The sequence below is a fragment of the Butyrivibrio sp. VCD2006 genome (genome assembly GCF_000423925.1).
Classification (GTDB): domain Bacteria; phylum Bacillota; class Clostridia; order Lachnospirales; family Lachnospiraceae; genus Butyrivibrio.
The window spans coordinates 176,206-191,148 of record NZ_AUIX01000003.1; the positions used below are offsets into that span (position 1 = coordinate 176,206).

General features: G+C 42.3%; 13 protein-coding genes. All 13 read right to left on the bottom strand.

Annotation, left to right across the window (positions count from 1 at the left end):
• Positions 1-19: 19 nt before the first annotated feature.
• The 13 genes from G586_RS24595 to topA all read right to left on the bottom strand — a co-directional run bounded on the left by G586_RS24595 (position 20) and on the right by topA (position 14,485).
• Complete coding sequence (locus G586_RS24595; protein ID WP_051204482.1) at positions 20-748, bottom strand: flagellar hook capping FlgD N-terminal domain-containing protein; 729 nt, start codon at positions 746-748, stop codon at positions 20-22.
• 20 nt (positions 749-768) lie between these two features.
• Positions 769-2,433, bottom strand: coding sequence for a flagellar hook-length control protein FliK (locus G586_RS0103555; RefSeq protein ID WP_026526607.1), 1,665 nt, complete (start codon positions 2,431-2,433; stop codon positions 769-771).
• A 487-nt stretch (positions 2,434-2,920) separates the two neighbouring features.
• Entirely contained in the window at positions 2,921-3,901 is a 981-nt protein-coding gene (locus tag G586_RS21645) for a hypothetical protein (RefSeq protein ID WP_051204484.1), read from the bottom strand.
• Positions 3,901-4,359, bottom strand: coding sequence for a flagellar export protein FliJ (gene fliJ, locus G586_RS0103565; protein WP_026526608.1), 459 nt, complete (start codon positions 4,357-4,359; stop codon positions 3,901-3,903). The genes G586_RS21645 and fliJ overlap by 1 nt, the downstream gene beginning before the upstream one ends.
• A gap of 67 nt (positions 4,360-4,426) precedes the next feature.
• A complete protein-coding gene (fliI, locus tag G586_RS0103570) occupies positions 4,427-5,785 on the bottom strand; it encodes a flagellar protein export ATPase FliI (RefSeq protein ID WP_035772367.1) in 1,359 nt (452 codons plus the stop codon).
• On the bottom strand, positions 5,785-7,026 hold the full coding sequence (locus G586_RS0103575; protein ID WP_081674171.1) for a FliH/SctL family protein: 1,242 nt from the start codon (positions 7,024-7,026) through the stop codon (positions 5,785-5,787). The genes fliI and G586_RS0103575 overlap by 1 nt, the downstream gene beginning before the upstream one ends.
• Positions 7,010-8,044 (bottom strand): flagellar motor switch protein FliG, encoded by a 1,035-nt coding sequence (fliG, locus tag G586_RS0103580; RefSeq protein ID WP_026526611.1) that lies wholly within the window; start codon positions 8,042-8,044, stop codon positions 7,010-7,012. Before fliG ends, G586_RS0103575 begins: the two co-directional genes overlap by 17 nt.
• Before the next feature lie 95 nt (positions 8,045-8,139).
• On the bottom strand, positions 8,140-9,792 hold the full coding sequence (locus G586_RS0103585) for a flagellar M-ring protein FliF C-terminal domain-containing protein (protein ID WP_026526612.1): 1,653 nt from the start codon (positions 9,790-9,792) through the stop codon (positions 8,140-8,142).
• Positions 9,793-9,899: 107 nt separating this feature from the next.
• Entirely contained in the window at positions 9,900-10,241 is a 342-nt protein-coding gene (fliE, locus tag G586_RS0103590; protein WP_051204486.1) for a flagellar hook-basal body complex protein FliE, read from the bottom strand.
• A 20-nt stretch (positions 10,242-10,261) separates the two neighbouring features.
• The gene (flgC, locus tag G586_RS0103595) at positions 10,262-10,720 is read right to left on the bottom strand and encodes a flagellar basal body rod protein FlgC (protein WP_026526614.1); all 459 of its coding nucleotides are present in this window, start codon (positions 10,718-10,720) and stop codon (positions 10,262-10,264) included.
• 10 nt (positions 10,721-10,730) lie between these two features.
• Positions 10,731-11,126, bottom strand: a complete 396-nt coding sequence (flgB, locus tag G586_RS0103600; protein ID WP_026526615.1) for a flagellar basal body rod protein FlgB — start codon at positions 11,124-11,126, stop codon at positions 10,731-10,733.
• 241 nt (positions 11,127-11,367) lie between these two features.
• The gene (codY, locus tag G586_RS0103605) at positions 11,368-12,147 is read right to left on the bottom strand and encodes a GTP-sensing pleiotropic transcriptional regulator CodY (RefSeq protein ID WP_022760178.1); all 780 of its coding nucleotides are present in this window, start codon (positions 12,145-12,147) and stop codon (positions 11,368-11,370) included.
• Between the two features lie 247 nt (positions 12,148-12,394).
• Positions 12,395-14,485, bottom strand: a complete 2,091-nt coding sequence (gene topA, locus G586_RS0103610) for a type I DNA topoisomerase (protein ID WP_026526616.1) — start codon at positions 14,483-14,485, stop codon at positions 12,395-12,397.
• Between the last annotated feature and the right edge of the window lie 458 nt (positions 14,486-14,943).

Sequence of the window (14,943 nt, forward strand, 5' to 3'; positions counted from 1 at the left end):
TAATTTGTTATTCTTTCGTTTATTCGGCGGTCTCCGGATCACCTGCATCAGGATCATTTGTAATCTCATCGATCTTTGCTTCCTGATCTGCCTCCTGCTGTTTCTCATAGTCAGCCTGATTCTGTGCTGCTTCCTGAACAAGTTCCTGTGCTCTTGCATAATACTTTTCAAGCTTATCAATATCTGCCTGTTCCAGTAGAGCAATTGCATCCGCATCCATATTCTCGTAGAAGCTGTATGCTTTATAAATTGCTTCAGCATCCGTGAATACCATGTTTTCATAAACAGGGAACTTATCCATAAGTGCCGTAAGATCATCAACCTGATCGTGGATCTCAACAAAGTGGCTGTCTGCAACTGAGCTGACATCTTCCATCTTGTAATCGGTGCCATCGATATTGAGGTATGCTTCGCCGCTCTTATAGGTCACATAATCAACCTTGCCCTGTACCTGCTGTCCTGCTTCGTTAGAAACGATAACAGTTTTTCCTACAAGATCTGATGCTCTTGACATTGAGAACGCTTCAGCCATATTGGACAGCTGCTCAACCTGTGTGAAAGTAGCATACTGATTGATATATTCCGTGTTTGAAGTCGGCTCAAGCGGATCCTGGTATTTCATCTGCGCACAGAGAATATTCATAAAAGCATTTTTATCATATCCCTGATTGGCTGCCGCTTTTGTATCGCTTGTCTTAGCTTTTGTATCAACTAGTTTACCGTTTTCAACTACTGCATTTACACTCATTTAGTTACCTCCGCCTCATGTTACGCTGAGAAGTCTACTGAGTTACCGTTTATTGCCATCATTTCAGCTGTAAGCTTATCTTCTTCCTCGATTTCGCCAAGCTCTTCAAGTGCAAGATCATCAAGTCTTATTCTTCTCATTGGCTTTCTGATGGATTCCTGTGCATCAGCATCATCTTCTCTCTGGCTCTGGCTGTCATTAAGGGCCTGATCAAAAGCTCCTGCATTAACTGTAACTTCTACTGCCGTAACCTTTACGCCCTGTTCATTTAGTTTTTCCTGAAGCTGTTGAATCTGGCTTTCAATGGCCGCTTTTACATCTTCATTCTGAGTGAGGAACTTTGCTATTACACTTCCTTCCTTAGCTGCTTCAATAATGACATTCACATTACCGAGACTTGCTGGATGAAGTTGAAGTTCCATTGTGGTTGTATCCGGCTTTACATTCATTTTGATGTACTCGGTTATCTGATCCATAATCTCTTGAGTGTTAGCCCTTGCCATCTGCCCATAGCTCTCGGTCTCCACTACTTCAAATAGGGATGAGGATATCCGGTTCATCACTTGATTGTAAATTGACCCTTCTGTGTTTTCCTGCTTCTTGTTTTCACTATGATGCTCTTCGTGCTGTTCCTCGGTCTCTACAGTAATCTTAAAATCAGGAGTTAACTCATCAGTCTCTTCAGGTATCACTTCGAAATTATTATTATCTGTGGTCTTCTGAACCTCAGTGGCTGTCTGGCTGACTTCCTTAACCAAACCATCTCCGGTAATATCAAGTCTTACTCCTTCAGTAGCTTTGTCATTCCCGGCAACACCCGGAATGTTTACAGGTGCCTTTTCATCAGCGCTTTCAATGGTGAACTCTTCCTTAGGCATTTTCTCACTTAATGCTTCATTGAAGTTCTCAAGAGCTGAGCTAAGTCCCTCTTCAGTAAGACCAAATTCCTGCATGAGATCCTGTCTTGTAGTATCTACCGCATCCTGCATGTTCTGCACATTGAGATATAGATCAGCATTGGTAACGATTGCCATTACGTCATTCGCTCCCGTAAGCTGTCCTACAATCTGTGTGAGGTTCATGGGATCAAGTATTGCTACTGTTGTAAGTCCAAGGGTTGCCATCGCGTCCTGAATATCTTCGATATCAACTCCAAGTGCATCTGCAAGTTCTTCAAGTAATTGTCTGCTGCTCTCAAGCATTGCCTCCTGAAGCGCATCATCTGCTTCCTCTGCGATAACAACTACTGCTGACTCGCCCTCAGTATTTTCTTCCGTTTCAGCTATTACCTGAGTGTTTTCCTCTGCCTCTTCCGTAGCATTTACAGAAGCTACAGCTTCCTCATTTGTCACGTTTTCTTTACCGGTATTCGTTTCAGTTGTTTCTTTGGTAACAGTGGTAGCGGCTTTCTCAGTAGCTGCGGTTTGATTATTCTGAGCATCAAGCTCTTTTGCTGCCTTTGATTTTTCGTAGGTGGCACTTACATTCTTTGTGACTGCACCAGTTGCTGAAAGGGTTTTTGCTACATCATTGGAAATCTCTGTGGAACGTTTCTGAGTATTGGCATTCAAAAGCGCCTTCTGAAAATCAGCAGTCTGATTCTGCGAAGCATCAATTCCTCTTGCTGTAGTGGTATTAACGTATGCATTTATGTTGTTAATACCCGGAATCGCGTTATTAATCAAATCCTGTTCCTCCTTTCTTTATTATTTCAGGCTGCGCCCATAGCTTTACACAAAATATATCGGCCACATAGGAAAAAAATTAACCCATGTGGCCGAGAAATATTAAAAAAATATAAACCCCTCATCCGGCACTTCGTGCCACCTTCCCCCAGAGGGGGAAGGCTTTTGTACAGCATAAAGTGTATCACTTGCCTTCCCACAAAGAGGAAGGCTTTTGTACAGCATAAAGTGTATCACTTGCCTTCCCACAAAGAGGAAGGCTTTTGTACGGCATAAAATGTATCACTTGCCTTCCCACAAAGAGGAAGGCTTTTGTACGGCATAAAACGTATCACTTGCCTTCCCACAAAGGGGAAGGCTTTTGTACGGCATAAAACGTATCACTTGCCTTCCCACAAAGAGGAAGGCTTTTGTACGGCATAAAACGTATCACTTGCCTTCCCCCTCTGGGGGAAGGTGTCGACAAAGTCGACGGATGAGGGCAAAATCAATTACTTACCCCTGACACAGTTGCCTTATGGGTTGCGGGTTCCATGTAATCGGTGACTTTTCCGGCATATTCCTCAGTCATCTTATCCAAAATCGCACCACGATTTTCAGCACTCATCTTACCAAGTATTCGCGAGATAAGTCTGACAGCATCACCTGTATCATTTTCAATCATTGCATCAAATATAGCTGCTGCTTCCTTAGCCTTCATGGACGAATAAGCCTTTACATATTGTTCAAGCTCAACGTCATCAGCCTCTCCCTGAATAATCTGGGCATAAATCTGTGCCGCTACATCAGGTTCGATCTCTTCGTAATACCTGCGATATTCCTCAACAGCAGGAGCATTATCAGCATAAACGACATTTTTATAGAAGTCCTCTTTTTCCTGCTCAAGCTTCGACTGATTCTGTTCAAATGGCTGCAGCCTTGTTATTTCTGTCTGAAGCCTCTCGTTTTCTTCCTGAAGTGTATTGTTTTCCTCCATTTCCTTTCGGAGCTCATTCTCAAGTCTCTTGATATAAAGATTCGCTTCATCAAGACTGTTTGCAAGCTGCTCATCAACAGGATTGACCAGTGGTTCTGCTGTCTCAGCCTCCTTCTTGGAAGTCGGTGTATAGCTACCCTCCGGCAGTATCCTGTTAATTCCGGGTATATCTCCAATAATCGGAGCAAGGACATGCGATCCAAAGCTTCCGAAATCAAGTTTGATCAAAAGCCCCATGATTATGAGCCAGATCAGGATTATGAAAAAGGTAACAACAAGCGTTGCCACTCCGCCTCCATCATCGCCATTCAGCTCAGCATTTCGCTCGGCAAGCTCGGCTTCCTTCAGCTTCGCAGCTTTTTTCTGCTCCTTAAGTTCCTGACGCAGCGCTTTTCTCTCTTCTTTTAATTTTTTTCTAGCCTCTTTATCGGGATCAACTGGTTTTGGTAATACTGAGGCTTCTTTTTCTTCCTTAGCTGCTTTTTCTGCCATTAATTCCCCTCTCTGGTTCGTCTGGTATATGTGAAGCTGGATCTTTCATCTACTTCCTTAGCCTCAGCTTCCTTCTCTTCTTCCATGAATTGCTCAAAGGATCTCTCTTTTAGCCTCTCCTGCATCTTTCTCTCTTGGACAGCCCTTGTCAGTTTCATTCTGGCCACTTCGGTTTTAGCTCTGTAGGCATCAACTTTGACTTCCTGATCCTTTATTATGACATCCATCTGCTTTTCATAATAATTGTTATCCATGATAGCCTGAACATCCATAATACTGGCGCTACGAAGTTCATAGCCCTCCTGAATGAAAGCATCTCTTGTTTTTATATATTGATTCAGAATGTCCAGTTGGTCATTTAGCTCCTTCATCGCCTGAGCAAATTCCATCTTGACCTGCTCCTCCTGCTGAAGGCGCAGGTTAAGAACACCCTGAAGTCTATAGTTGAATCTTGCCATAGCCCCTCATCTGGCACTTCGTGCCACCTTCCCACCCAAGGGGAAGGCTTTTTGCTTAAAGTAAATTTCATTCTCTAAACATGTTCTCAAGCTGAGCAACGACTTCCTCGTAAGTAAACTTCTCATCCGTCTCCTGCATAAGGAACGCATTTACCGCATCGATTTTTGATACGGCATAATCAATGTTTTTATTCGCACCTGCTTTATATGCACCGATATTAATAAGATCCTCGGCATCGGAATATGTAGCAAGTACATTTTTAAGCTTTCCGGCTGCTCTTTTCTGTTCAGCCGGAGCAATAGCACTCATACATCTGGAGATGCTGGCGAGAACATCTATTGCAGGATAGTGGTTTTTCTGTGCCAGTTTTCTGTTTAAAACTATATGTCCATCCAGAATACCTCTGGCAGTATCTGTGATAGGTTCATTAAAATCATCACCATCTACAAGAACGGTATATAATCCGGTAATGGAGCCCTTTCTGGACTTGCCCGCTCTCTCAAGGAGCTTTGGCATTTCAGCATAAACGCTCGGCGGATATCCTCTTGATACAGGCGGTTCACCACTTGCCAAACCTATTTCTCTTTGTGCCATTGAAAAACGTGTCAGGGAATCCATCATCAGAAGCACGTCTTTTCCCTTATCACGAAAATACTCAGCAATTGAAGTTGCCGTTTTAGCCGCTTTAAGTCTCTCAAGTGCAGGCTTATCAGATGTGGCAACAACTACTATTGACCTTTCCATACCTTCAGGTCCAAGGTCTCTTTCTATGAATTCGCGAACCTCTCTGCCTCGCTCTCCAATAAGAGCTATGACATTGATATCCGCATTGGTGTTTCTTGCAAACATTCCCATCAGAGTGGATTTACCAACACCGGAACCGGCGAATATTCCTATTCTCTGACCCTTGCCAACTGTAAGGAGTCCATCAACCGCCTTAACTCCCAGTGATAAAACATCCGATATCGGATCTCTTGTCATAGGATCCGGAGGCTGGTTCTCAACAGAATATGCTATTCCGTTTTCCAGAACAACTCCCTGTCCATAGCTGTGTCCGTCAATCCTTCCTAGTCCATCGAGAGTTTTACCAAGCAGACCTTCTCCCACATTAACACGAAGCGGCGAGTCTGTATTTTCAACAATACTGCCGCTTCCTATACCACTTATATTTTCATAAGGCATAAGAAGAACATGATTATCCTTAAAACCTACAACCTCAGCCATGGTCCCTCTTCCGGAAGGTCTTCCGGTTGATTCGCCATCCTTCTTTTTGGAATAGATATAACAGATATCCCCCATCTTAGCTTCCGGACCGGCTGATTCAATAGTAAGACCTACTACATTTACAACCTTACCACGGACCTTATAAAACACGTTGTTGGATATTCTTTTATATTTTGAATAATCAATAATTCCGTTTGCCATCAGCGTCTACTCCTGTCAAATGATAAGAGCTTTAACTTTCTTCCAAGTTCAGAGAGCTCCACGCCAAGAGAGCAGTCAAATACGCCACCCTCGGATTCTATTATGCATTCGTTTTCCTTAAGAAGCGGATCCTCAACTATTTCAAGAGTCGAATTCGGCGATGCCATTGCCTCCTCCAGATTGCTCTTTTCATCCGAAACGAGATCATAATCGTCCGAAGAAATATGCAGAATAATATCGGTACCGCTGTCCATCTTACTAAGAGTTGTTCTTATAAGATGAAGGATAATATCCTTGTTTTCCCTAAGTTCCACATTAAAAACATGTTCATATATCTGTGTGAGAACATCCACCATATCAGGCTCTATACTCGCAACAAGCTGTTGGAAATCAGACTGCTGTTTTTGCTTCTCTGCCTCAATTTCAGCTTCAGCATCAGCTCTCATTTTCTCGATTTCTTCAGCTGCCTGTCTGATTCCTTCCTCATATCCGGCTGCTCTTCCTTCTTCCATGGCCTGATTTCTGATTTCATCAGCCTGGGCTTGCGCATCATCGACAAGCTGTTTTGCCTGTTCCTCTGCCATTCTGATCTGTTCATCAATCTGGGCCTGAATCTCCTCGAGATTTATCTGAGGAACCTCCTGAGCCGGCGGCTCAGCTGAAGTCGGAATATCCATGTCAGGATTCACATCTTCTTCAGGAACGCCCATGCCCTGGTCAAAGCCTTCACCCTGATATCCCATACTATCTTCGGCAGCAACATTTTCATCATAGAGCCCTGATAGATTTTCATCCTGAGCACCATCAGGTATGCCATAGGCTTCATTCTCCGCAAAGCCCTGGTGATCCTCCATAGGAAATCCGGCGTTCTCATCGAAGCCTTCACCTATATTATCAAAAGCCTCACCAAAATTAGCGGCACCTTCATTCGATAAAAATTCGTCCTGAAAATCTTCAGAAAACTCTTGAAGCTCTCCCGGATCTCCGAAATTAGTATTGCCGATTATGTTCTGGTCATCATATGACCCTATCTGTTCAAATCCAAGGCCCTCTTCAAAGCCACTAAAAGCAGGCACTGGCTCACCTTTCTCCAATGCCTCCCTTCTTTTGGCTTCTTCAGCCTGATATTTTTCTATTTTCTTTTCAGCCAGTTCATTGTTATCTATGATGTGCTTGTCGTTCTCATCAACCTGATACCAACCGAACTTAAGCAAATTAGATTGATTAGACAACCAGGTCATCACCTCCGCCTCTGGAGATTACAATCTCACCGGCATCCTCAAGCTTACGGATGACATTAACAATCTTCTGCTGAGCTTCCTCAACATCCTTCATACGAACAGGTCCCATGAAGTCCATGTCCTCCTTGATCATCTGAGCAAGGCGCTTAGACAGGTTGTTGAAGATAGCAGTCTGTACCTGTTCGGTAGATCCCTTACATGCAAGACCAAGATCAGCATTATCAACATCACGCAGCACGCGCTGAATCGCACGGTCGTCCAAAAGCAGGATATCCTCGAACACGAACATCTTCTTTCGGATCTCATCAGCAAGCTCAGGCTGCTCGATTTCCAGAGTCTCCATGATATGTTTCTCTGTTGAACGATCAACAGCATTAAGTATTTCAACTACAGCATCTACACCACCGACAACCGTGTAATCCTGGTTAACGAGTGATGAAAGCTTAGATTCAAGTACTCTTTCAACTTCTTTGATTGTATCAGGACTTGTTCTGTCCATAGTCGCAATACGTCTGGCAACATCAGCCTGTCTCTCAGGCGGCAAAGCACCAAGTATCATAGCACTCTGAGCTGAGGACATATAGGACATAACAAGAGCAATTGTCTGCGGGTGCTCATCCTGAATGAACGTTAGGAGCTGTGAAGGATCTGCCTTTCTGATAAATTCAAAGGGCTTAACCTGCAGAGATGCTGTCAGCTTACTGATAACATCCATGGCCTTGTCTTCACCAAGAGCCTTCTCCAAAAGCTCCTTAGCATAGTTGATACCACCCTCAGCAATATACTGTTGAGCAAGACAGATTCCGTAAAACTCCTCAATAACCGCTTCCTTGATCTGAGGCGTAACACTTCTGGTATTGGCTATCTCAAGAGTAAGTTCCTCTATCTCGTCTTCCTTTAGGTGTTTAAATATTGCAGATGATTTTTCCGGTCCAAGGGCAATCAAAAGAATGGCTGCTTTCTGTGTTCCCGAAAGGTTCGCAGTAAGAGCCGGATCATAATTGCCTACAGGAGGCATCGCGGCGCCACCGGTACCACCATCTAGCTCGTCATCATCAAAATCTTCGCCATCAATAGCCATTGTAAATACTCCCCTCCGTGATTTTTAGGTAATTATAATTCATAGTCTTCCTTAAGCCAATTGCGAAGGAGTATCGCAGCCGCTTCAGGATTCTCTTCTATAAATTTCTCAATAAGCTTCATTGTCTCACTTCCCTCTTCCATGGTTATATCAGCAAGACCTTCCTCTTCCTCAATATATTCCTCGGGCTGTGATTCAAGTAGTTCTTCAACAGAAAGCTCTTCTGGGAGTTCTTCCTCCTCAGCTTCCTCAATCTCAATCTCTTCCTTCCTGGTTCTGATACTTCTCCAGATAACAAATGCAAGAAGTCCAAGGATAAGAAGAATAAGTATAGCCTGCAGTACATCCGTAAAGGTAAGACCTTTTCCCTCTGAATCAAAGAACTCAGGCTGTTCATAGGCTGTCATAGAAATATTGGCCGCTGAGATACCTGTTGCCTTCGCAACAATATTAATTGTGTCCTCGGAAACTTCCGTTTGTGTAACACCGGTATTTTCCTTGAACTCAGACCATGTCATATCATTATGATCTTCCGGCTTATAGTTATCTTCATTATAAACAACAAACTTAGTTGCAGTTACGGAAATAGTTGACTCCTCATAGTTGACCTTACCTGAAGGAGTATCAACCGTTGTGATTTCCTCGTTAGGAAGATAGTCCTTAGACTCTTCTTCAATCGTTGATGATGAATTCTCAGTATCCTGAAGCATATAAGAGGTTTCATCATCGTTGTTGGTATCCGTACCGGGAATTCCGCTGGTACCGTTTACATTATTAGCGTTATAGCTATCCTCATGACTCAAAACACCCTGTGTCTGACCTTCTGCAGGTGTATATGTATGAGTAGTCTTCTTGATATTTGAAAAATCAAGGATAAGGTTAGACGCTACCTCAATATCATTGTAAAGCTTTGTTCCCTGAAGAACTCTTATAACTTCGTTCCTGACCTGTTGCTCTGCCTTGGTCTTAGCTGTAAGCTGCGTACTTGCCAGACCTGCTGCAGAGGTTTCTTCTGCCCCTGAGAATAACAAGTTACCCTCGGTGTCCATGATAATAATCTTATCGGTAGTTGTATTACCAAGTGCATTGGCAGTTGCTCTAGCCAAAAATGCCGCATTATCTTCTGTAAATGCTTCCGGATCTTTAAGTCTTAAAAATACACTGGCTGAAGACTCTTCATTTTTTGATAAAAGAGTTCCGTCATTTACCGGTACATGAAGCTCAACCCTTGCACTTTCAATGGCATCAAAGTAATCTTCAAAATCTTTTGCAAGCTTAGTCTCTTTATAAGCAATATATTTCTTCTGCTTATCGGATTCTGTAGTTGAGAAACCACCGTCTAATACATTCTCTATGCTGTAGGTATCAGGCTGAATGTAGTTTGTTCCAAGCAAAAGAGAGGCTTTACTCTCTTCCGATTTCAAAACTTCGAATCTGAGATTATCCTCTGACTTTCGGTACTTGATTCCATTTTCATCAAATAGCTCAATAACCTGCTGAGCTTCCTTCATGGTCTCAACAGTTGCAACCTGTACATACTGAGGCTGATTATATACAGTGACCAGGATAATAATTACCAGGGCAACGCCCAGAACTCCTGCCCCAATAAGCGTCTTCTGTCTGATTGTAAAGCGATTCCACCACTCAAGGATCCTGTCCCTGAGCTCCAAAAGACGTTCTCGCATACTAAAATCCTCCCAAAACTTCTAAACCTACAACATCCCCTCATTTGTCACCTTCGGTGACACCTTCCACCCAAGGGGAAGGCATTATTATAATTACATAATCTCTATCAAATCTGCATCTGCATAATCTCTTTATATGCTGAAAGCATACGATCTCTGACAGCAACTGTGTACTGCAGCGCTGTCTCTGCCTTCTGCAGAGCAATAGCAAGATCGTGAGTATTATCCGTTTCGCCCAGAGACCATTTGATCTCCTCATTCTCGGCATCTGACAGGTATGCATTTGTCGTATTTACATTCTCTACAGCCCTTTTGAAAATATTGGAAAAGGAGCCATCATTACCAAACCTGTCCCCAAGTGGATTGGTAACCTTGGAATTAACCTTCTCTGCATTTCTGATTGCAGTTGAATGAACATTTCTTATCTGACTGATATCAATATCTGCCATTTATGCCTCCAAAATGAAGTTTAGCCCTGAGCTATTGAAAGCCCCTGTGACATTAGGTTCTTGCTTGAATTAAACGCAGTAGCATTGGCCTCGTAGCCACGCTGCGCATCTATCAGGTTTGTCATCTCTGTTACTATATCAACATTGGGATAAGTAACATATCCAAACTCATCCGCATCAGGATGTGACGGATCATATACCATCTTGTAATCTGTCCAGGTATCATCCCTTATGGAGGATACTTTTACACCTCTTCCACTGTAGTGATCCAATCTCTCATTGAGAATTTTGGAAAATGGCGTCTGCATACCCTTCTCCGAAAAGGTAACAACCTTTCTCGTATATACATCACCAGTCGCATCTCTGGTGGTATTTGCATTAGCAATATTCTGGGAAATAATGTCCATGCGGAAGCGCTCCGCTGTCATTCCCGAAGAGTTAATATTGAAGGAATCAAATAAATTACCAGTACTTATCATAGATTACTCCTTACTGCCCTCTCATGGCTGTCTGCAGATTGGAAAACTCTGACTTTATTCCAAGCATTACACCCTGATACTTAAGCTGGTTAGCTGCAAGAGTTACATTCTCGGTATCAATATCTACGTTATTGCCGTCCATTCTGTATGAAAAATTAGAATAGTCAGTATATGGTCTAGGCTTCAGTCTGTTGATCTTAAGTCCTGAAACCTTGGCATCCATGGTCTTGTACCTGGAATTGCCCAAAGCACGCTCAAGTTCCCTCTCAAATGCCACGTCCTGTCTCTTGTAATTAGGAGTATTTACATTTGCAATGTTATTAGATAAAACCTCATTCCTGATCCAGGAAGCATCTGCGGTTTTATCAAGTACATTAATGTAATCAAACGCGTTACTATTGATCATATTCTCCCCTCCGAACATAGTGAAGGCAGGTTAACCTTTTAACCCTTATTTACATATTAAGATGATTTTAATCAAATTACAAGCAATTTGCCAAAAATTATACTTGATATTGTGCTTTTCATTTCAGTCAAACACAAGAATTAGTTTTTGTATTAATGCATAAGGGATTTATCCATTAAGATAAATCCCTTCATCATCGTCCATCCTGCAAATAATATTTCGGATTAGCCATTATGTCTCATTACATCTGAGCTTTAAGTTTTTTAATTTCATCAAATACGACATCATTTAAAACTTTAATATATGTGCCCTTCATTCCGGATGATCTGGATTCGATGACACCCGCACTCTCAAATTTTCTGAGAGCATTCACGATTACGCTTCTGGTAATGCCAACTCTGTCTGCAATCTTACTTGCCACCAGAACACCCTCCATACCATTGAGCTCATCAAAGATATGAATGATTGCTTCCATCTCAGAGAATGACAATGTGCTGATGGCAGACTTAACAACCGCAAGCTTTCTGCTCTCCTCAGCGTTTTCCTCATTGACTGCTCTAAGCATCTCCAGTCCTACCACAGTAGTTCCGTATTCGCAAAGAATTATATCGTCAATATCATAGGGTTCATTGCACTTATACAAAAAGAGTGTTCCCAGTCTCTCACCCGCAATCTCAATCGGAGTTATGATAGCCTGGTATTTTCTCATATCGACATCTTCAAAGCCAAGTGTTTCCAGATTGACATTTTCTTTTGTTGATAAAACAGTAAGGAGTCTTTCATTGAGCATGGGATCTATAAAGCTTCCCACATCATCCACGAGCATTTCACCAAGGGAATCAACAGCTGAAGTTTCGCCTATTCCAAGTACCTTCCCTTTTCGGCTGATTACCAGCATGTTGGAATTTAGAATATCACAAAGAACTGTACAAATATCATTAAAAACCACCTTGCCGGAATTACTGTTGTGTAGAAGTTTCCCGATTTTTCTGGTTTTATCCAAAAGCTGTACGCTACTCATTAAAAAGTCTCCTTTTATCTGAAAATGCCCATAAGTTTACATAAATCTACTACAACTAACGTGATTGTAACACAAAATATACTTTACATCAAAGTGATTTGTGTATATTTTTATTAAAATTTAATGAATATTATCTACAAATCAAAATAAAGATAAAAATAGCGCAGACATATACAATATATCTGCGCTTAATCCCTCATCCGGCACTTCGTGCCACCTTCCTCCAGTGGAGGAAGGCTTTAGGGTATTATTCATCATCCTTATTGCGGTCGATTATGTTGCCACACTCAGGGTCGTTACATACAAGCTTGTTGTTCTTGATGAGCATGAGTCCCCCACATCTGGGACAAGTCTTCTTAGATGGCTTCTGCCATACCATAAAGTCGCAATCCGGGTTGTCTACACATCCGTAATATAGACGTCCCTTCTTCGTTCTCTTAAGAACAATATCCTTGCCACACTTAGGACAGGACACTCCGGTCTTCTCATAGTAAGGCTTTGTATTTCTGCACTCCGGGAAACCGGGACATGCAAGGAATTTACCATGAGGTCCATATTTGATAACCATGTTGCGTCCACAGTTTTCGCACACAACATCTGTTGCTTCATCCTGGATCTCAACCTTCTCTATTTCCTTCTGAGCCTTCTCTACTGCATCCGCAAGATCAGGATAGAAGTTCTCAACAATTGTCTTCCACTTAACATCACCTTCGGCAACGCCATCAAGCAGTGTCTCCATATTGGAAGTGAAGCTTACATCAACGATCTGAGGAAATGCCTCATTCATCATCTTGTTTACAGCCTCGCCAAGCTCTGTGACGTAAAGGTTTTTGTTTTCCTTGGTAATATAATGTCTTGCAAGAATTGTTGTGATCGTAGGCGCATAGGTTGAAGGTCTTCCAATGCCAAGTGCCTCAAGATCATGAACAAGTGAAGCCTCTGTATAGTGAGGAGCAGGCTGTGTGAAATGCTGCTTCTCTTCAAAGTCCTGAAGTTCAAGCTCTGATTTCTCATCAATTCTCTTAGCAAGAGTATTCTTCTCTATCTGATCATCTTCATCAGTATAAACATTCATGAAGCCGTCAAAAACAGTTCTGGAAGCAGCTACTGTAAAGCGATGTTCACCGGCATCAATTTTAACTGATGTTGTCTCATATCTTGCAGCAGCCATTCTGCTGGCCATAAATCTTCTCCAGATAAGCTGATACAGACGGAACTGATCGCGGCTGAGGAACTCCTTAACAGCCACAGGTGTGTTATTTACATCTGTAGGTCTGATAGCTTCGTGAGCATCCTGGATCTTAGCTCCCGCCTTAGCTCCCTGAACCTTCTCTGCGAGGTATTCATCGCCAAAAGCATTTGAAATATAATTAGCTGCAGAAGCCTGGGCTTCATCGGAAATTCTTGTTGAATCCGTACGAAGATATGTGATAAGACCTACTGTACCGGCCTTGCCCATATCGATTCCTTCATACAGCTGCTGCGCTGTGCGCATTGTCTTCTGAGTCGAGAAGTTAAGTGCTTTTGAAGCCTCCTGCTGAAGAGTTGATGTTGTAAAAGGAAGCGGTGCCTTCTTCGTGCGCTCACCCTTCTTAATCTCGGATATCTTAAACTTCTTACCCTTTAAATCCTTTAAAATTTCATCAAGTTCTGCCTTGGATGAAATATCTACCTTTTTGCCATCCTTACCATAATAATGTGCAACAATCGGTTTCTTCTCACCCTTAACCTTAAGATTTACATCAAGGGTCCAGTATTCCTGCGGGATAAATGAATTGATTTCATCCTCTCTGTCGCAGATGATTCTAAGAGCCACTGACTGAACTCGTCCTGCTGAAAGGCCTCTCTTAATTTTCTCCCACAAAAGAGGTGAAATCTGATATCCCACCATTCTATCAAGTACTCGTCTAGCCTGCTGAGCATCAACGAGATTCATATCTATATCTCTGGGGTGCTTCATAGCCTCTTTAACTGCCGACTGTGTTATCTCATTAAATGTCACCCTTGAAAAACGATCCTTTTCATTCTCAAGCTTAAGTGCAGTCATCAAATGCCAGGAAATAGCTTCACCCTCACGGTCAGGGTCAGTTGCGAGATAAATATGATCAGCATTTTTAGCAGCCTTACGAAGTGCTGCAAGAACATCGCCTTTTCCCCTAATAGTAATATATTTAGGCTCAAAGTCATGATCTACGTCTATTCCCATCTGACTTCTGGGAAGATCACGAACATGTCCGTTGCTTGCCACAACCTCATAACTTGATCCTAAAAATTTCTTTATTGCTTTCACCTTTGTAGGTGACTCTACAATTAGTAAGTTCTTTTTCTTCGTTGCCATTAAACGCCCCTCTTATAGTAAATAGTAGAAACTCGTCTAGAAGCTTCCATAGTTTCGTAATATACACTAAATTTTTTTGCTTTGCAACTGAAAATTTTATAACTTGTATGCATACATTGGAAAGATTCATTATATTTTTGCACAATAAAATGGGCACCGACCACAACGATCGATGCCCTCTAGTTCTGAATTTCCAATGGACTTTGTCTCCTTTTCGTAATATTTTATTTCCACGAATCCTTTAGCAAAAATCATGCTGCGCATCATGATCTTCTTGTGACCACCGGCATCCTCGTTACTCGCCGTTCATGCAGTCAACCGATTCGTTAAAAAGATAGGAATAGACCGATCGAATTGGTGAAGCACACGCCGCCGCATCTCACGTCTATTCAAAAACAGATAAATCTGTTTGTTTATTCTCCGGTAAAGCACTCGCTACCATCGCTTCTACTTTAGTA